The sequence below is a fragment of the Sphaerospermopsis sp. FACHB-1194 genome (genome assembly GCF_014696235.1).
Taxonomy (GTDB): domain Bacteria; phylum Cyanobacteriota; class Cyanobacteriia; order Cyanobacteriales; family Nostocaceae; genus Sphaerospermopsis; species Sphaerospermopsis kisseleviana.
In genome coordinates this window covers 84,050-101,629 of record NZ_JACJPU010000011.1, presented here as the reverse complement: position 1 = coordinate 101,629, position 17,580 = coordinate 84,050, and the positions used below count along the sequence as shown (strand labels likewise).

17 protein-coding genes and 1 CRISPR repeat array are annotated in these 17,580 nt (G+C 36.4%); of the genes, 8 read left to right on the top strand and 9 right to left on the bottom strand.

Going from position 1 to position 17,580, the window contains the following annotated elements:
* Positions 1–55: 55 nt before the first annotated feature.
* From H6F45_RS09245 to crn3, 5 genes are all read right to left on the bottom strand, one after another.
* Positions 56–463: a hypothetical protein gene (locus H6F45_RS09245; RefSeq protein WP_190347016.1), complete on the bottom strand. Its 408-nt coding sequence runs from the start codon at positions 461–463 to the stop codon at positions 56–58.
* Positions 460–1,698, bottom strand: coding sequence for a CRISPR-associated RAMP protein Csx10 (gene csx10, locus H6F45_RS09240; RefSeq protein WP_190347015.1), 1,239 nt, complete (start codon positions 1,696–1,698; stop codon positions 460–462). The genes H6F45_RS09245 and csx10 overlap by 4 nt, the downstream gene beginning before the upstream one ends.
* Complete coding sequence (locus tag H6F45_RS09235; protein WP_190347014.1) at positions 1,695–2,426, bottom strand: RAMP superfamily CRISPR-associated protein; 732 nt, start codon at positions 2,424–2,426, stop codon at positions 1,695–1,697. The genes csx10 and H6F45_RS09235 overlap by 4 nt, the downstream gene beginning before the upstream one ends.
* Positions 2,423–4,771, bottom strand: coding sequence for a type III-B CRISPR-associated protein Cas10/Cmr2 (gene cas10 / locus H6F45_RS09230; RefSeq protein WP_199291094.1), 2,349 nt, complete (start codon positions 4,769–4,771; stop codon positions 2,423–2,425). Before cas10 ends, H6F45_RS09235 begins: the two co-directional genes overlap by 4 nt.
* 441 nt (positions 4,772–5,212) lie before the next feature.
* Positions 5,213–6,226 (bottom strand): CRISPR-associated ring nuclease Crn3/Csx3, encoded by a 1,014-nt coding sequence (crn3, locus tag H6F45_RS09225; protein WP_190347012.1) that lies wholly within the window; start codon positions 6,224–6,226, stop codon positions 5,213–5,215.
* Positions 6,227–7,770: 1,544 nt separating this feature from the next.
* Between crn3 and H6F45_RS09215 the strand changes: the two genes are divergently transcribed.
* Positions 7,771–7,920 carry a hypothetical protein gene (locus H6F45_RS09215; protein WP_190347011.1) on the top strand — a complete coding sequence of 50 codons (150 nt, stop codon included), beginning with the start codon at positions 7,771–7,773 and terminating at the stop codon, positions 7,918–7,920.
* Between the two features lie 256 nt (positions 7,921–8,176).
* A CRISPR array of direct repeats spans positions 8,177–8,602; the repeat unit is 37 nt; unit sequence GTTTTTCATAACCAATTCCCCGCAAGGGGATGGAAAC.
* A gap of 566 nt (positions 8,603–9,168) precedes the next feature.
* Positions 9,169–10,608 (top strand): TIGR03985 family CRISPR-associated protein, encoded by a 1,440-nt coding sequence (locus H6F45_RS09210; protein ID WP_199291093.1) that lies wholly within the window; start codon positions 9,169–9,171, stop codon positions 10,606–10,608.
* 665 nt (positions 10,609–11,273) lie between these two features.
* Here H6F45_RS09210 and H6F45_RS09205 read toward each other — a convergent pair.
* Together H6F45_RS09205 and H6F45_RS09200 are read right to left on the bottom strand one after the other, a co-directional pair.
* Complete coding sequence (locus tag H6F45_RS09205) at positions 11,274–12,524, bottom strand: glycosyltransferase family 4 protein (RefSeq protein WP_190347010.1); 1,251 nt, start codon at positions 12,522–12,524, stop codon at positions 11,274–11,276.
* A 155-nt stretch (positions 12,525–12,679) separates the two neighbouring features.
* Positions 12,680–13,417, bottom strand: coding sequence for a TPM domain-containing protein (locus H6F45_RS09200; RefSeq protein WP_096569750.1), 738 nt, complete (start codon positions 13,415–13,417; stop codon positions 12,680–12,682).
* 196 nt (positions 13,418–13,613) lie between these two features.
* Here H6F45_RS09200 and surE point away from each other — a divergent pair, with 196 nt between their 5' ends.
* A complete protein-coding gene (surE, locus tag H6F45_RS09195) occupies positions 13,614–14,294 on the top strand; it encodes a 5'/3'-nucleotidase SurE (protein ID WP_096569753.1) in 681 nt (226 codons plus the stop codon).
* Between the two features lie 45 nt (positions 14,295–14,339).
* Here the strand turns inward: surE and H6F45_RS09190 are convergent, their stop codons facing one another.
* Positions 14,340–14,654 (bottom strand): hypothetical protein, encoded by a 315-nt coding sequence (locus tag H6F45_RS09190; protein ID WP_096572738.1) that lies wholly within the window; start codon positions 14,652–14,654, stop codon positions 14,340–14,342.
* Positions 14,655–14,686: 32 nt separating this feature from the next.
* The gene (locus H6F45_RS26485) at positions 14,687–14,881 is read right to left on the bottom strand and encodes a HupE/UreJ family protein (RefSeq protein WP_272111033.1); all 195 of its coding nucleotides are present in this window, start codon (positions 14,879–14,881) and stop codon (positions 14,687–14,689) included.
* Positions 14,882–15,160: 279 nt separating this feature from the next.
* Here H6F45_RS26485 and H6F45_RS26995 point away from each other — a divergent pair, with 279 nt between their 5' ends.
* The 5 genes from H6F45_RS26995 to H6F45_RS09165 all read left to right on the top strand — a co-directional run bounded on the left by H6F45_RS26995 (position 15,161) and on the right by H6F45_RS09165 (position 17,353).
* Positions 15,161–15,286, top strand: coding sequence for a hypothetical protein (locus H6F45_RS26995; protein ID WP_277876972.1), 126 nt, complete (start codon positions 15,161–15,163; stop codon positions 15,284–15,286).
* A gap of 213 nt (positions 15,287–15,499) precedes the next feature.
* Entirely contained in the window at positions 15,500–15,844 is a 345-nt protein-coding gene (locus H6F45_RS09180; RefSeq protein WP_187039285.1) for a translation initiation factor, read from the top strand.
* Positions 15,845–15,967: 123 nt separating this feature from the next.
* Positions 15,968–16,132: a YqaE/Pmp3 family membrane protein gene (locus H6F45_RS09175; RefSeq protein WP_190347009.1), complete on the top strand. Its 165-nt coding sequence runs from the start codon at positions 15,968–15,970 to the stop codon at positions 16,130–16,132.
* Positions 16,133–16,212: 80 nt separating this feature from the next.
* Positions 16,213–16,863 (top strand): DUF1295 domain-containing protein, encoded by a 651-nt coding sequence (locus H6F45_RS09170; protein WP_190347008.1) that lies wholly within the window; start codon positions 16,213–16,215, stop codon positions 16,861–16,863.
* Between the two features lie 82 nt (positions 16,864–16,945).
* Positions 16,946–17,353: a hypothetical protein gene (locus H6F45_RS09165; protein WP_190347007.1), complete on the top strand. Its 408-nt coding sequence runs from the start codon at positions 16,946–16,948 to the stop codon at positions 17,351–17,353.
* Positions 17,354–17,580: the final 227 nt, after the last annotated feature.

Below are 17,580 nucleotides of genomic sequence, written 5' to 3'. Positions count from 1 at the left end.
ACCTCAATTTCTTAAAATTGCTTGGTTAATTATTAGCTGTATATTGGGTAATTGTTTAAGAATTACCATCACGTTTAAACTTTAAATGACGTGCGCCATATCCCAAATAACGGCGAATTAATTCTAACCAAATAGGTTTAAAATCAGCGTCGCAACATTCACCAATTATTTGAGCAGCTTTTTTGATATTATTATCAATATCTTCAATGATTTTCTCGGCTAAAGAACCTTTACCTCTTCCCCATTTCTTGTCTCTTCCAACTTGATAACAGATAAAGTTCTTAATTACTTCTGCGCTATCTGTAGTGTCAGCAACACGGAGTAAGTTACGAAATTGTGATTCTTCTAAGTCTCCATAGCTTGTTTTATCTAAGGCGTTTTTAATCCAGATTACTAGATCATCTTCAGATTGAAGTATACCTTTTTGAATTTTTAATTGCTGTTGGTTTGATAATTCACTCATACTGCTTCCTCTCTTAATACATTATGAAACTCATTGCAAATTTGCACTTGTCCAAAACCTTCAGAAGTTCTTTCTCCAACTCCTTTTATTTCTAATTCTTGCAATTTTTCAATCCATATTTTTTCCTTTTCTTTATCTACACTAAATAAATACACACCCCCTCTATTTGTTACTAATTCGATATCTTTCATTAAACCCCAAGCAGCATTCCAACCTGAACGATAATCATAACTACTATAAACTGTATGTAGTTTTAAAGATGAATCTTCCAATCCTGTAAATTCTTTGAGCATTGCTTCAGAAATTACGGTTGTGTATTGCCAATTTTCTGTTAAAATCGCATCTGCTTGTAAATCAATTGTGAAATAAATTCTCTTGTTTGGTATTTCTGATATTATACCAAATATATCACTCCATTCATGCCATCGTTTACGTAATTTTACATTAAATTGATTCAGGCGATCGCCCAAATTTGTTTTGATATCACTTGGTTTTTTAGCGGTTATTTTTACTTTCCCTAAACCCCGTGAACTTGCACCTCCTAAGCGAAAATTATCTTGATGATTATCAATGAATGTCTGCAAAGATGCTGCTAAATCATCAGGTACTAAAATTGCACTTTTATATATTACAGCTTCTTTTTGATGTTGTTTTGATTCATTCAAAACTTGAATACTGTAAAGTACACTTTCTTCAGAAGTTGCACGTCTTCTATTTATCCCAACTCTGGTTAATAATCGAGAATTGGCTGCTTTTTTCTCATAGTTACTGATATTTTGACTATAAAATCCTGTAAAATTATCTACTCTATCTCCCTCTAATTCATTGTTCTGGGGTTGTACAGGACTATTAAAATCATATACTTGACCATAATTTTCTGCACAAAAACGGTCTATTAAGGTGTCAAAAACACCATCCCCTTTTGATATTTTAAACCCTGGTTTGATTTTAGAACTTAAAGCAGTTGCAGGTATGACCCTAACTTCTGATTTAATTTTACCATGTCCTGGATACGCATTTTGAAAAATCGCGGGATTTTCACTCAAAAATAATTGATGAAAATCATCACCATCTGTAATTTCTTGATTTGATTGTTGCAATATTTGATTAGCAACTGCACCACGAATGACTGAACCAGGAATAAATGTTTCTACTTCACTAATATTACCTCCTGGTTTCTTTTGTCCAATTGCTAAAGGTGATAAAGCTTTGATTTCTAATTCGATTTTTTTCATTCTTTCTCACTTCCTTTAGCTAAAAATTCCCATGCTTCTTTTTCTATTGTTAAATCTGGTAATTCCCAATGTAACCAACCTAAACCGGCTGATTTACTTCCACCTAAAGCGTTAATATGTTTCAATCCTGCTAATATTAATGGTTTTGTATAGCTAGGTGCATCATTTAATAGGTGAATATTTCCTGTAAATCTGAGTTTTGTATTTGGGGGTGAGGTTTCTAAAAAGTAAAGTTTACTTTCTTCAGCAGTGCGACGACGACGGTTAATAGTTACACCAGGACGAATAATTTCTGGTAAGTTTTCTGGTTCTTCTTCACAAATTAAATCATCAAATATTATCCGAGAAGGTAAAACCGGATTTCCAAAAATTTGACAAATTAAACAATGATAATTTTTGTTATCTTCTGTTTTTTTATCTTTTGGTATTATATACTCTTCTCTGGTAAAATTTCCCACTAAACCCGCTCTTTGGGGACACATGGTTTGCGGGTTGGGAGAATAGCAAACATCCCATTTTAAACCTCTAACTATTTTCTCACATTCATGGCGCAATCTTCCCTTTAATTGGGAAGCGGGTATGAGTAAATTTCCTTCTGCGTTGCGAACTATTGGTTTATCTGCAAGTGAACCAGATGAACCTCCAGCACCTATACATAATGCTGTGTCAATGATAGCGGTGATGGTTTTTGTGTGGATTGAATTATTAATTGTTTCTAATTTAATCATGACTCAACCCCCGCAATTAAATTTTCTAAGTTTTCTGATTCTTCGGTTTCTGGTTCTTCTACAAATCCATAAATATCAACCATATCGCGCCAAATTGTTTCATAAACTTTGTCTTCTGTATCATACATCCAAGGTGCTAAGTTACCACCATTTTTATCATCCTTTGGTAAACACCAAGCATCTTCAAAATGTTGTTGTAATTCTGTTTTTCCCTGTTTCAGTCTGACTCTAAAATAACGATAATTGAGAATCGCTGTATGTTTACCCCGTTCTAATAAACTACGAATTTGATAAAGTTGTGATTTGGGGAATTTGGTTTTTTTCAATGCTGCTATTGATTGAATTAATCCCCCTATTTCATGTAATGTGTAAGGTCCTCCATAGAGTTTTAATTTCTGCGGACTTTCTTTAGTTAATGCTTCTTGGCGAAAATCTTTAATATTAGATGCAATCATGGTGACAGATTTTAAGGTGATAAAATCTATTGTTCCTCCATGATATTCTACTTTTTTTAATTTCTTGGCTTTTTCTTTGGCTGATTTCAGTAATTGTGTTACTAAGTCTTGGGCGTAGTAAATTGGTGTATCATCAGCGGTAATTAAAACGCCTATGGATGTGCTAAGTTTGCACTCTGAAGGTTTTGCTGTTTGTGGTTGATAACGATGGATTTTTTTCTGATCTACTGGTTTTTTAGATTTTAGTCTATAATCTGCTATTTTTTCATCTGATCTTTGTACCATTATTTCTTCAAATTTTTCTCCTATTCTTTGGGAAATTTCTAAGGTTTTATTAGCAGGTACAATGATAAATATATCATCTCCTCCAATGGTAATGATTTCAAAAGGATGAACTAAATCACCATTTTCTAAATCTGAATCTTGCTCATTTATTCCTTTCAATTTATGAGGATGTAAACTTTCAGCTATTGCATAATAAACCGCTTCTTCTGTTGCTCTACTTACATCTTCACTGAATTTTTTGTATTTTTCTGGTGTGCGAATTTGTTGAATATATCCTCCCATGTTATTACCATCAGCGTAAATGTAGCTAATAAAGTTTTTACTAGCATTAGATACATGAGTTAATAATTCGGCAATTTTGACATCTTCATGGTTTAAATTACCATAATATTTAGCTTTTAAGTCGTGGTGTTTTTCTAAAAAGTTATGGAATCTTTTTACCCAACTTTCAAATATTCCTCTATCCCATTTTAAACCAGTATTACGATACCATGCTGGTGCTTGTGTTTCACCATCTTTTGTTCTATCACCAACTATGAATTTTCTGGCTGATGCTTCAGAAAAGTTTACTTCTCTACCATTTTTATCTACTTTCATGATAGCAGAACGTCTATCACTCCCATCTCTCATTAAATAAGGATGGGTTTCAAACATTACTGGATAACGACGGTTGTTTTTACGTCCAAGAATATCATTACCGCTACGTCTTTGATTAAATAAAATCGCTAATTTGGTGGTAATTTCGTTAAAACTTTTGCGGTTTCTGAATGCTTCTAACCGTTCTTTTTCATCTTTAGGAAACCCAAAATAAGCTTGAACTATCGGTTTTTGATAATTCTGATTATACCAATCTAACCAAGGTGTATCTTCAATTTTTTCTTTGAGTAAACCAAATCTAATTTCTAATGGTTTAAATGTCTCACCAACTGCACAGGAATTTGCTGTTAATGTTTCATGGGCATAGCGTTTTTCAATAGCATCTGCTAAGTCATTTACATAAGCAGCAGGACAAAAAGCCAGAATATTTCCCCCTGTAGAATAGATGATTAATTCGGGAATGAGAACTTCTGATAATTTGTAATCTTGATAGAAGTTTTCATCTAACCATTTCTTTACATCATTACATTGAATCGTATATAAATTTTCAGGTTTTTTCCTATTGTTTTCTTCTTGTTTGCTATCGTTGTCATCTGTATATAATGAAGGCTGATAAATTTTGTTGAAAAAAGCAGGTAAATCAATTAAATTGATTCTATCTAACAAAGCTGAAGCACCACGCACTTCTTGAATTTTAGCTGATTCAAATACATACTGCTTAACCTTAGTCACACCTCCATAAACTAAACCGATATTAGTTGTTTGATTCCATAAATCAAGATAATTATTTTTTAGCTGTTCCACAGTCTCAGGAAAATCATCTTCGTTAATTTTTTGCAAATCTTCCACTTGTTGAATAATAGTTCTTACCTCTACTGGAACTTCTCCCCCAGTTCTCAAAGCTTCGCACATTTCCCGCAAAACAGAAATATCAAATTGCGGTTTTCTTCCATTACCCCAAGCTAAACACCAACTAATTCCTATTGCTACCGAACTTTTACCTTTCATCACCATTTTTCCCTTGCTTGACTACTATTTTATTCCTTCTTGGCACTTCTTCAACAATAGACATCTCCAGAAAAGAAATTATGGAACTTATTTATGGAGACAGGTCGAAGCTGATGGGATATCTAGATGTCTGATTTTTCCGTTAAATTATCGCCCTGTAAGGGCGAAGCATTCGGAAAATATCCTTTGGTGAATACCGATCATTAATCGCTCGAATGCTTCGCCCCTACTTCGCCCCTACAACTTATGACAAATTAATACATTCTATTTTGGAGATGTCTAATGGTAATTGACAATTACCTGTCTCTCATTCGTGAGAGGATGGGGAAATAGGAAATTTTTTCTTTTTTTCTCCTAGAAAGCAAAAGATTCAAACCGTTCGGCTGACGCTCACGGCGGAAGCCTTGAATGAAACCATTATCAATTATCAATTATCAATTATCAATTGATCATATCTTGTACCCGTTCCAGTAAAATATCAGGAATAGGACGCGCTTTACCTCTAACCCAAGCACCACAAGTCATTTCTACATAAGGTTCTAATTGATGAACTATCTCCGTTTCTGTGAGAGTGCTGAAAATGACACCAACTGGTATTAAATTAGCACGAATACCACAAAAATTATGCCATCCTTCCACCGCTTCTAGTCGAGAACTAATTATTAAATAATGTGTACAAACTTCCAACAGTGGTAATTTTTCTGGTTGCACCATCCCACCCACATCTACTATTACTAAAGATTTTTGTCTGCGTAACTGAAGAATAGCTTGCGCTTGGTAGGGAAAAAACCTCTCTGTTAAAGATCCGCGATTACGTGCTTTAAAGGCTTCGATTTCTTCATCGGTAGCTTCTGCACCCATTTCTAACACATAATTTCCTTCACCGTCCCAATGTGCGCGTTGTAAATAAATATCAGGATTTTCTTTGAGCAATGCTTGAAATAACCCATGGGAAAATACACTTTTACCACTGTCGGGGGGACCAACTACCATCAACGCTGGACACAATTTTTCTGGTTTTGTCAAGGGAGAATTTGCGCTATTATTTGCTCTCAATTCTCCCAGTTGACGAAAATAATTAGACCATTGTTGTTCTGGTGTAGTATCTCCTTCCTGGGTTCTTCCGTTGGGGGGAATGATTTTGAATACTTGTCCAATTTGTACTAAGCGAGTGTGAGTAGCTACGATTATCGCACCGATGCGGGGATCATAACAAGCAACCCAAGCGGTAGGATGTAATTCATGGATCAGATAACCATATAACCAAATCGGTGCGCGTCCCGAAATTACCACACCACCGGTTGTATCAATTCCTGCTGGAAGTTCTAAACCTGTTAAGTCTTGGGGTTCGATAATGCGATCGCTCCTAGTTAATTCAATCAATAAAACCTGATAATGTAAAGCCTCTACCATCAGGGTTTCACTTAATAGCAAGCGTAAGGCAGGTTCAGTCATCAGCTTTTCTCCGTTCCTGTATTTGTAAATATGAACAATTGACAATTGACAATTGACAATTGACAATGGAAAATTAACAATTAACAATTTTCTTGCTGGTTTTTATGATTGAAGTTAAAAGTTTGATTAACTCCGTGATATCATTTTTGATGCTTTTGTATTGTTTTTCTGTGAAGTAATCTGTTTTATACATTAGTTCTATCCAATAATCTGATTCATTTGCTTCTTTAAGGGCAATTGCTAATTTATGAATGAAATCTGCTTTACTTTCTGCCTGTTCTGCTTCTCTGACTAATGCTCCAATTGCAGTACCAGAACGCAGTAATTAATTTGATAAAACAAATTCTTTTTTTTCGTTATTTAAATATTGATATAAGTTGACAACACGGACTGCAAAATCAAAGCTTTTCTCCTTAATAATGTTTTCTTTCATAACTTGTCAATTATCAATTGTCTCTTTCATAAATTATCAATTGTCAATTATCAATTGTCAATTCAATAGGTGTATTATTTCACCCTGATAGAAAAGGGGTCTTCTAACCTCAAGGCAAAATGATTACTGATACAGGAGGAAACATTAATACTTCGTTTATACCTCCAAAGTGTTGTAAGGGTTTAGCACTGCTAAACCCCTACTTTCTTAATTTCCTGTTTCCTATGACTACACTCTATTTAACCGAACCAGGAACAACCCTGCGCTATGTCTTTAGACCACAGGCGAAGCATTCGGATGATAGTCTTAGGTAAAACCGAAGACCACAGTAAGGGCGAAGCATTCGGATCATAGTCTTAAGTAAAACCTAAGACCACAGTAAGGGCGAAGCATTCGGATCATAGTCTTAGGTAAAAACCTAAGACCACAGTAAGGGCGAAGCATTCGGATGATAGTCTTAGGTAAAACCTAAGACCACAGTAAGGGCGAAGCATTCGGATGATAGTCTTAGGTTTTACCTAAGACCACAGTAAGGGCGAAGCATTCGGATGATAGTCTTAGGTTTTACCTAAGACCACAGTAAGGGCGAAGCATTCGGATCATAGTCTTAGGTAAAACCTAAGACCACAGTAAGGGCGAAGCATTCGGATCATAGTCTTAGGTAAAACCTAAGACCACAGTAAGGGCGAAGCATTCGGATGATAGTCTTAGGTAAAACCTAAGACCACAGTAAGGGCGAAGCATTCGGATGATAGTCTTAGGTAAAACCTAAGACCACAGTAAGGGCGAAGCATTCGGATGATAGTCTTAGGTAAAAACCGAAGACCACAGTAAGGGCGAAGCATTCGGATCATAGTCTTAGGTAAAACCTAAGACCACAGTAAGGGCGAAGCATTCGGATGATAGTCTTAGGTAAAAACCGATAATTAATTGTCCGAATGCTTCGCCCCTACATTGTTGACGCGAAACCTAAATCAAAATGTGGTTTATTTACCTGAAAAATGTATTTATTTGGTGGACAAGTGATTTTCTAAGAATTTCACCTGCTGTTTATCAACTTCTTTGTGATCCCAATACTCAGGTATTTTTAAGCGTTGTCAGTATTTGGGAAATGCAAATTAAGTTATCCTTGGGTAAGATTCAATTTAAGTCAGCATTACCTCAAATTATTGAGGATGAAATCAAGCAAAATAAAATTCAGTTATTACCTCATTTTTTGATTTTTTTCCCCTTGAAAGAGGAGGTTTTAAACCTTGAATGAAACAATTGTCAATTATCAATTGTCAATTATCAATTGATAAAGATTTACATTTAGTAATCTTTGGTAATTTTCAAAAAATGTTGGTTTTTTGGGTTGACATCTGGAAGTTTTTGTTTTATTCTGTATTTATTGGCTGGAAACAGCAATCTGTACCTTAAAAATTAAATACTGACTTCGCTTGTTACATTGTTGTTTCCGTAGCTTGGCGCAAACGCCCCTTGAAAGCTATTTGTAACAAGGTCTCCATGAGTGTAGGGTTTTTCATAACCAATTCCCCGCAAGGGGATGGAAACCTCAGTGGAGATAAATTCTTTTGCTCTGTCTAGATCATCGTCTTCATGTTTTTCATAACCAATTCCCCGCAAGGGGATGGAAACTGTAGCGTTCCGTCGTGCTTACCACCCTTGCGAGAGTACATATGTTTTTCATAACCAATTCCCCGCAAGGGGATGGAAACTAGGCTGTAACCCGAAGCTGGTGATACCCAACAAAGGTTTTTCATAACCAATTCCCCGCAAGGGGATGGAAACGTTTAGCTCTCTTTTTTCTATCTCTTCCACGTCCAGTTTTTCATAACCAATTCCCCGCAAGGGGATGGAAACGACTAGAAGCGTTAATCAAATTCAGTGGTAGTGCGCCTCTTGCGTTTTTCATAACCAATTCCCCGCAAGGGGATGGAAACAAAACTTGGGGATAAAAAAAGATAGAATTACTAAAAAATGCGATCGCTTGGTTGTAATAAATTAGGACTTACGCAAGATGTGACTGAAAACCTTATTCTTGCGTAAGGGTAATTCATGAATTACCCCTACTTTCGTTCCCTGTTGCGTAAGTCCTGCGTAATTTAATCAGCTTTTGCAGTGCCAATACAAAAAATTGAACTTGCCAAAATAGACAATAAACAATAGACATCTCCAGGAAAGAAATTCTGGAACTTATTTATGGGGGCAAGGCGAAGCTTATGGGATATCTAGATGTCTGATTTTTTCGATAAATTATCGCCCTGTAAGAGCGAAGCATTCGGAAAATATCCTTTGGTGAATACCGATCATTAATCGCTCGAATGCTTCGCCCCTACTTCGCCCCTACAACTTATGACAAATTAATACATTCTATTGTGGAGATGTCTAATAAACAATGTACAATTGAAAATTATACTTACTGCAATTGGTTTTTTTGTCTCCTGGAAACAAGAGATTTTAAACACCCTCTTAAACAATTGTCAATTATCAATTATCAATTATCAAATTGAACAGCTTCCCCTATCCACCCACACCGCAAATATTACATTGGTTAGCAGCAGGACAACTAGCCAACCGTTTGCAGCGTTCAATTAGACTATGGGTAATATTAAATAAACTGTATGGGGAAGAAAACTGGACAACGGACTTAGCAAAAAAATTTACCTACGCACAACTACGCGATCGCCTATTTTCCTACTATCACCCCAAAAGCGAAAAACTCAACGCCGAACAAATAACCACCAAATGTCAGGACCCCACCTGCATCTGTCATCAAAGCGGATGGCAAATTATTCAAACTGCCAATAGCCACATTTGCCAAACCCAATGGCAACAAGAAATACAACAACTCACTGGCATCAGTTCCCAACAACTGCACCAACAACTACAACAACCCCCCTTTGCCACAGTTCATCGTTCCCTCAGAGATGATCTTAAACAGCTAACTCGTTTAGGATGGCTGCAAACAGTAGTCAAAGGAGAATATCAAACTCTCTCTAAAACCGAACTACCAGCACCAACAATTTCTGCAACAGCACAAGCAACCTTTACCCAACTGTCCCTACCCCAAACCTGGGAACTACTGCACGTACTAGAGTCCATATCCTTTGTGCAGCCAAACCTAGATATCATCATTCATAATTTGTGGGAACAAATAGTAGATCATACCCATACATCCCCCACCATCCAAGAACCACAACAACGGATATTTCTGCATTTAGACTATATACTTTCTTCAGAAATGCAGGACCAGGTAGATAACTATCAAGAACAGTTAGAACAACTGTGGCGTATACCAGCCGCTGGAGTAGTGCAGTTTGAATATTGGATCGCAGCTACAGCCAGCAAAGTACAAATAACCGTTTATCCTGTGTGTTTGCATTACCTCCGACGTGCCAAATATCTCAGCGCCTATGGTATAGATCCCCAAGGAAATATAACATGGCATAACTACCGACTAGACCGCATCGCCTCAGAAAAATTGCAAATTCTTCCCTGGGGAGATCCAGGTATACCCAAAGAATTAAAAGAAATGTGGCACAGTGGCAACTTACCCACCCCAGAATATGTAGAGACAGAATTAGAAAAAGCTTGGGGTTTCAACTTTTACCTACAACGGGAATTATTGATCATTCGTTTTCCGCCAGCATTTGCCCAATGGTATGTAGATAACACATTTCGCCATCATTCTTTCCAGCGTATTGCCTATGAAAAATTAGCAAATTTAATTACAGCAGACATTCCCAAAACCCAGCAGCAGCAAATATTAGATATTATCAAACACAGAAATAAACAAGATATTTATTATCAAGCTTGGATACGTACTGGGGATATTAATGTTTTGATGCGGTTACGAGACTGGCGGCCAAATGGAGAAGTAATAGCACCTTTGTCTATTCGTCAACGACTCAAAGAAGAAGCGAGTAAAGAATTAGCTAATTATTAATTATTATATCAAGTCCGCTTACAGCAGTTTTCATGTCTTTAGACCACCGTAAGAGGTTGTTTGAAAAGTATTAGATAAAACCGATAATCTCTAGAAACCTAACCCCCCTTCCCCCCTTCCCTACAAGGGAATGGGGGTTTCAAAGCCTCTCCCCGCGTCGGGGAGAGGTTTGGAGAGGGGTTTATTTATACCAGGAATTACGCAAAAGGGAACGAAAGTAGGGGTAATTCATGAATTACCCCTACGCAAGAATAAGGTTTTTAGTCATAAGCTGTTGTGCATTTAATTTGTATAAGTGGAACAGGCATCTTGCCTGTTAAACAAGAGTTCAGAATATTAGGATTATACAATTTAGCTGTGTAACAGCTTATACAATTTAGCTGTGTAACAGCTTATCTTGCGTAAGTCCTATAGTGATCCGATTTGATTCATGAATTTTTCGTAGAGGCAGGGAACAGGGAACGGGAAAGAAGGCTGTCAGTATTTATGGTGAGCGAAGCCGAACCATGTACGGAGTTCTGTTCAAAAATCAAATATTAGTCCTATATACATTAAAAACCTTTCAAACATCCTCTAAGGGCGAAGCATTCGGACAATTAATTATCGGTTTTTACCTAAGACTATCATCCGAATGCTGATGCTTCCAGCACGCTTCGCGAACGCCCCTACATTGTTGACGCGAAACCTGTCTTACCTAACATCCAATCTAAATGTTGTGGTAATAATGTTTGTAAATCATAATTATTAACTATTGTCTTGCGTGCAGCGGTACGAATAGAAATCATATCTGGAGAATTATCTAAAGCTGTATTCACCTTTTCGGCAATTTGTTGGGGAGAAAAGAAATTTACCAACAGTCCATTTTTACCATCTTTAATTACTTCCTTAACTGGTGGAGTATCAGAAGCTATTAACAAACATCCTGCGGACATTGCTTCTAACATTGACCAGGATAAAACAAAAGGAAAAGTTAAATAAATATGGGCTGAGGATGCTTGTAAAACTTGCAAATATTCAGTATAAGGAAGTAAACCAGTAAAGTGTAATCTGGTTAAATCTAAATCTAATTTTTCTAACATTAATTGTTTATAAGTTTTCCCATCAGGAAGATTTTTTCCATAGGCTACTCTATCTTCTCCCACAACTACAATATGACAGTTTGGGCGTTGTTGTTGAATTAATGCTACTGCTTCCATAAACTGAGGAAAACCGCGATAAGGTTCCATTCCTCTGGCTACATAAGTAATTAATTCTGAAACATGGGAAAGATCAAGATTAATTCGGGGTAAAACTAATTTAGCATCTGGCTTGGGTTGAAAGAAATTAGTATCAATTCCATCGTGACAAACAGTGATTTTTTGATGATATTCTAGGGGAAATTGTTGACGTTGCCAATTAGTAGGAGAAAGTCCGCGATCGCAATGGTATAAATCTAGTAAAATCGGTGAATTTTTGACTTTAATACGACACAAATCATCGGCATTTAATGGATCACTGGGATCAAAATCGGCATCAGAACCGCGAGCATGATAAAACCATTCAAAGAAACATAATAATTCTGCTTTCGGGAAAATTTCTTTCATAAATAATGTCGGACCCCAGCCGGAATGACCGTAAATTATATCGGGAATAAAACCCTGTGTTTTTAATTGTTCTGCTATGCGATATACAGCTTGTCCGGTGAGAATTGCATTTTCTAAATTGCGGATATAATGATGAGTTTGGGGTGCTGCTGTGCGGGAAGGTTCATAAATAACTTTCAATACTCCTGGTATTGATCCTTCCTGACGATTTGTACCAAATACTACTTGATATTTATCATCTTTGGCTAAAGTTGTGGCCAGATGACGAAATTGGGCGGGAAAGTTGGGATGTAAAAATAAAATCCGTTTGGGATGTTGAGAAGTATTTTTCATGGTCAACTGTGTACAAAACCGTAAAGTAAAAAATTCGTAAGGATTCAGGATACAGAATACAGTTGCTACAAACAAATATTCTGACTCCTGACTCCTGATTCCTGACTCCTTGATCTCCTGACTCCTTACAAAAATTCTACCTATTCCCTCATTATTTACCCCTGATTGGAAGGCTGATTGATTTGGTATAAATAATAAGTTGCCATGGGAATGACAGTAGCTGCAATTAACAAACCTACTACCCAAGCAGTAGCATTACCTTTGTTTTTGTCAGTTTCTTCCGCATTGCTAAATGTGCTTTCTACCTGTACAGTTTCTTTTTCTGCTGGTGGACCGGGATCGGGTTTACCAGAAAGGACTGCTACTAGGCGATCGCGCACATCCAAAAATCCTTGATTATATTTATTACCATCCCGTAATGCTGACCCTAGTGTTTCTTCTGTGACACTATTAGCGATCTCATCAGTCAAGAGAGTTTTCACTTGATCCCCGCTGACAATAGTTGCACCATTGGTTAGAGTATCAACGATCACAATCGCTTGGTTAGCTTGTGCTTCTGGTGTAGGAAACCATTTTGTAAATAGTCCTTTCGCAAAACTTTCCGGTGTTTCCCCATAGTCGAAACGGTGAATGGTAACAATTCTCACCTCATTACCTGTTGCTTTGGCCAAGTCTTTAAAAGCACCGCTGATTTGACCTTCATTAAAACGGCTAAGAACATCACCTTCATCTACAATCCAGGTATCTGCTGTCAGGTTGGGTATTTGATATACTCCAGTAGCAAAAGCAGGTGTCACAAAAACAGAAATAGCCATCATCATCACCAATACAGGTACAATGAGACGGGTAAGGTATGAATGACCACTAAATAATTGCTTGAGTAGCTGTTTCATGAAATGAATCCTAAAATACTCTTGCAATCAAAATACTACATAATCTAGGTCAAAAGCATCTGATTTGAGGATAATTCCTGGATGGTAAAATTACCAGGATTTATTTCAGGATTTATTTCAGGATTTATTTCAGGATTTATTTCAGGATTTATTGGTCGAATCAATCTAAACTCTAAAATCTAAACTCTAAAATCTCATGACAATCATCTTAACTAACGACGACGGTATCGACGCACCAGGTATTCAAGCTTTGCTGAAAGCGGTAAATGACAAAGATGTAATTATCGCTGCACCAGCAACACATCAGTCTGGTTGTGGACATCAGGTGACGACAACTGAACCGATTAAATTAGAACGTCGTTCTGATTTTGAATATGCTATTGCTGGTACTCCTGCTGATTGTGTGAGAATTGCCATAACACAAATTCGTCAAGATGTCAAGTTTGTGCTTTCAGGAATTAATGCTGGTGGTAATTTGGGAGTGGATGCGTACATTTCTGGAACTGTTGCTGCGGTGAGAGAAGCTGCAATGCACGGTATTCCTGGTGTGGCGATTTCTCATTATCGCAAAGCTAAACTCAATTATAATTGGGATTTAGCTGCTAAATGGACATCAGTAATATTAGCAGATTTACTGAAAAAGCCTTTAGCACCTGGTAGCTTTTGGAATGTGAATTTACCCCATCTACTACCGGGAGATGGTGATCCTCAAGTTGTTTTTTGTCTACCCTGTACCAAACCTTTACCTGTAAATTATCGAGTAGAGGGTGATAATTTTTATTATGTTGGTGAATATGGTAAACGCGATCGCACTCCTGGTAGTGATGTAGATGTATGTTTTGCTGGCAATATTGCAATTACTCAATTAAAGGTTTGATCATGCCAATTTTGGATTTTGGATTTGGGAATAAGCTGGGGTAGTTCATATTTCTTCATCTACACTTTGCAGCAAAAACACAATGTTATCTACAGATTTTGTCAGTTGATTGATTTCTTGTAATGAATCTTTTTGTGTTTCAGCGAGACTTTGTACAGCATCACACAAGGCAAAAATTTGATATCCTTGCTGCTGTAATTGTTTTCCCTGTGATTCTACTTGTACGATCAAAGCATCTACTCTTTGAGCTAAACGCTCAATAGTATTGGTAGTAGAAAGCACAGCTTCACCGATTTGCTCAACAATAGATTCTAAAGATTCTAAGCGGTTTGTTTTAGTTTCTATTTCTGCGTATATCATTTCTAGAGCACCCCAATTTTGAAAAATCATTATCAGATAATAGAGAACAAGGCGATCGCTATTTCTATACCTGGGGCTATACTTGGTAGATTTAATGAAGCTAAATGTATTATTTGTTCAAATAAAGCAGCAAATACAAAAGCTAAACCGATCCAAGCACCACCTACAAACCTAGCAGAAAGTAAACCAACAGCAACAATACTAGCTAATTGATCCAACTCAATCACTAGATCAGCGATACCCCAAATAAAACCTTCTCAACAGTTAGAAATAGTGTGCTTCATAAGTGATCCTCCGAATGAAGTGATCAGACTGATAAGAATTAAAGCAGCGATCGCACCTATGAGACGATACGGTTTAGAAGTAGGTACGTAATTAGTACCATCAGATACATATAATCTAGTTTTGAACATAGTGATGATAGATCAGATTATTCTTATTGGTTGTTTATATTACCCCAATCTTGACAAAAAATATCATAATTTAGGAGCATTCCAGAAATAACCTTGGATAAAAATTTATCATTAGTCGCCCGAATGCTGATGCTTCCAGCACGCTTCGCGAACACCCGTACAAGAGTCAGGAGTCAGGAGTTAGGAGTGAGAATATTTTACTTAGAGAATGCTGTATGAGAATCTTCTAAATACTACAGGACTTACGCAAAACAGAACGAAAGTAGGGGTAATTCATGAATTACCCCTACATCAGAACCAGGTTTTTAGTCCAATATTGCCTAAGTCCTATATTAGTCAGTAATTAGTGAACAGTAATTGGTTAAAATAGCAGTAGGAAAAAATTTGAGTCTACTTGAGATTATTGCTGGATTGAATTAAGAATTAAATTGTATGTCTTCCTCTAAATCAAAATCTGACAAACGTATAATTTACCAAGAATTTGGTAATGATAACTCACCTGCTTTAGAACGTCCAGTACAAGAACTACCCCCAAACCAACAAAATGTAAGGGTACAAGCAACCCGCGCAGGGAGGAAAGGAAAAACAGTCACGGTTATTACCGGGTTTCAAACCAAAGCAGAAACCTTAACCGCTTTATTGAAACAGTTAAAAACCCAATGCGGTACAGGGGGAACTGTGAAAGAGAACGAAATTGAAATTCAAGGAGATCATAAACAGAAGATTTTAGAGATTTTAGTTAAGTTAGGTTACAAAGCTAAAATCAGCGGTGGTTAATGTAGGTGTTACTTCTGGGTGTTACTTCTGGGTGTTAGTTCGGGTTACTGTATCTTTTCAGGAATGCGAGTTAGAGAAAGTGATGTTAATAATAGAGATGTGGACAATGAACAGGAGAGTATTATGAATGACTTAATTAGAATCGTAGCAGCCATCTTTTTACCACCTTTGGGAGTATTTTTACAAGTTGGTTTTGGCAAAGATTTTTGGATTAATTTACTGTTAACAATTTTTGGTTTTTACATTTTGGGTATTATTCACGCAGTTTGGGTAATTGCGAAGAAGTAATTATGGCAGAGGGATAGGCGATATTTTCCTATCTCTCTATTTATTTAAATACTTGAAAAATTCTCACAAAAAGCCAGAATATGAAGGTAAAATATCCTATTAATTTTCACAAAGGTCTAACTTTTTTTATAGTGTTAGGACTAATGTTTTTCTACCATAACTTTACTATTGGAGCTTGGGTTTATCTTGCCCTTCATGGTACTTATGGTTTTCTTTGGTTACTAAAAGATCGTATTTTCCCAGATAAACAATGGGAACAAGAAATGCCCAATTTGATGGGAATTATTACCTTTATCATCTTAGGTTTATATTGGGTAGCACCATTTATTCTTATTAGCAGTGGTACTGTTCCACCCTTACCATTAGTAGCTGCGGCTATTTCTTTAAATATTGTGGGGGTGTTTTTACACTTTGCTAGTGATGCTCAAAAATACTATACACTCAAATACAAAACTGGACTAATTACAGAAGGTTTCTTTGCTAGATGTCGTAATACTAATTACTTGGGAGAAGTCTTGATTTATCTAGCATTTGCCATGTTAGCACAGCATTGGCTACCTTTTTTAATTCTGGGGTTATTTATAGCCATGATATTTGTTCCCAATATGCGGAAAAAAGATCAATCTTTGTCTCGATATCCTGAGTTTGAAGAATATAAAGAAAGTTCTGGTTTGCTGTTTCCTAAACTATTTATTTCCAGGAATCTCAATAAAGAAGAAACAACAGCTTAAAGCGAAATTGATTTGCTATAGAGTGAATCCATAAATATAGACAAATATAGACTTTTTACCTGTTTCCCAGGGGGAGAGTTTTATGAATTATAAAGCAATAACATTAGCGACAATTTTGGGGATTTCTACACCTGCAATTATAGATGTAGCAATGACTCAACCGGCGCTGGCACAAAAGTTTAATTATCCCAAGGGAAATTTTGCCGATAAAGACTGGGAAGTAAGTTTGTCTTTTGATAATAATGTCTATTACTATTATGGAAAAAATCGCCGTAATCGTAATTCCTATATTAGCCTATCTGGGGCTGTAACTTCAGGTACTAATGATCGGCAAGTTTATACTTGGAATAATAATGGTATGAAATATCGAGTAACTTGGCGACCTAGTGATCCTAATTTTATTCGTCTTCAGGTGATAAATCCTCGTAGTCAGGTGATTTTAAATCGGGTACTTCAGGCTATTAACTATGATGATGTGATCTCTCCATAGATTAAGTTTGAGTTTGATGATATTGGGTAATTGGTGACAACTAATTACCTGTTTTTATTGGTGTTAATAAAAATCACTGTTATTAATTATATTTAAATATACATAAATATTTAATTGGTGAGTATATACATTTTAAACCCATATCATTATACTTACTGATGTGGGTTATATCTAAACAAGTTAATAATTTGACAAGATGATAGGTTTTGTGTTAAGTTGACAACGAA

Bases quoted from the DNA above. Each gene is read 5' to 3' on its own strand.
- H6F45_RS09200 (WP_096569750.1), bottom strand. From the start codon at position 13,417: ATGAAACAGCTACTCAAGCAATTATTTAGTGGTCATTCATACCTTACC.
- H6F45_RS09235 (WP_190347014.1), bottom strand. From the start codon at position 2,426: ATGATTAAATTAGAAACAATTAATAATTCAATCCACACAAAAACCATC.
- H6F45_RS09215 (WP_190347011.1), top strand. From the start codon at position 7,771: ATGCAAATTAAGTTATCCTTGGGTAAGATTCAATTTAAGTCAGCATTA.
- H6F45_RS09170 (WP_190347008.1), top strand. From the start codon at position 16,213: ATGAAGGTAAAATATCCTATTAATTTTCACAAAGGTCTAACTTTTTTT.
- H6F45_RS09245 (WP_190347016.1), bottom strand. From the start codon at position 463: ATGAGTGAATTATCAAACCAACAGCAATTAAAAATTCAAAAAGGTATA.
- H6F45_RS09205 (WP_190347010.1), bottom strand. From the start codon at position 12,524: ATGAAAAATACTTCTCAACATCCCAAACGGATTTTATTTTTACATCCC.
- H6F45_RS09175 (WP_190347009.1), top strand. From the start codon at position 15,968: ATGAATGACTTAATTAGAATCGTAGCAGCCATCTTTTTACCACCTTTG.
- surE (WP_096569753.1), top strand. From the start codon at position 13,614: ATGACAATCATCTTAACTAACGACGACGGTATCGACGCACCAGGTATT.
- csx10 (WP_190347015.1), bottom strand. From the start codon at position 1,698: ATGAAAAAAATCGAATTAGAAATCAAAGCTTTATCACCTTTAGCAATT.
- H6F45_RS09180 (WP_187039285.1), top strand. From the start codon at position 15,500: ATGTCTTCCTCTAAATCAAAATCTGACAAACGTATAATTTACCAAGAA.
- cas10 (WP_199291094.1), bottom strand. From the start codon at position 4,771: ATGAAAGGTAAAAGTTCGGTAGCAATAGGAATTAGTTGGTGTTTAGCT.
- H6F45_RS09190 (WP_096572738.1), bottom strand. From the start codon at position 14,654: ATGATATACGCAGAAATAGAAACTAAAACAAACCGCTTAGAATCTTTA.
- H6F45_RS09165 (WP_190347007.1), top strand. From the start codon at position 16,946: ATGAATTATAAAGCAATAACATTAGCGACAATTTTGGGGATTTCTACA.
- crn3 (WP_190347012.1), bottom strand. From the start codon at position 6,226: ATGACTGAACCTGCCTTACGCTTGCTATTAAGTGAAACCCTGATGGTA.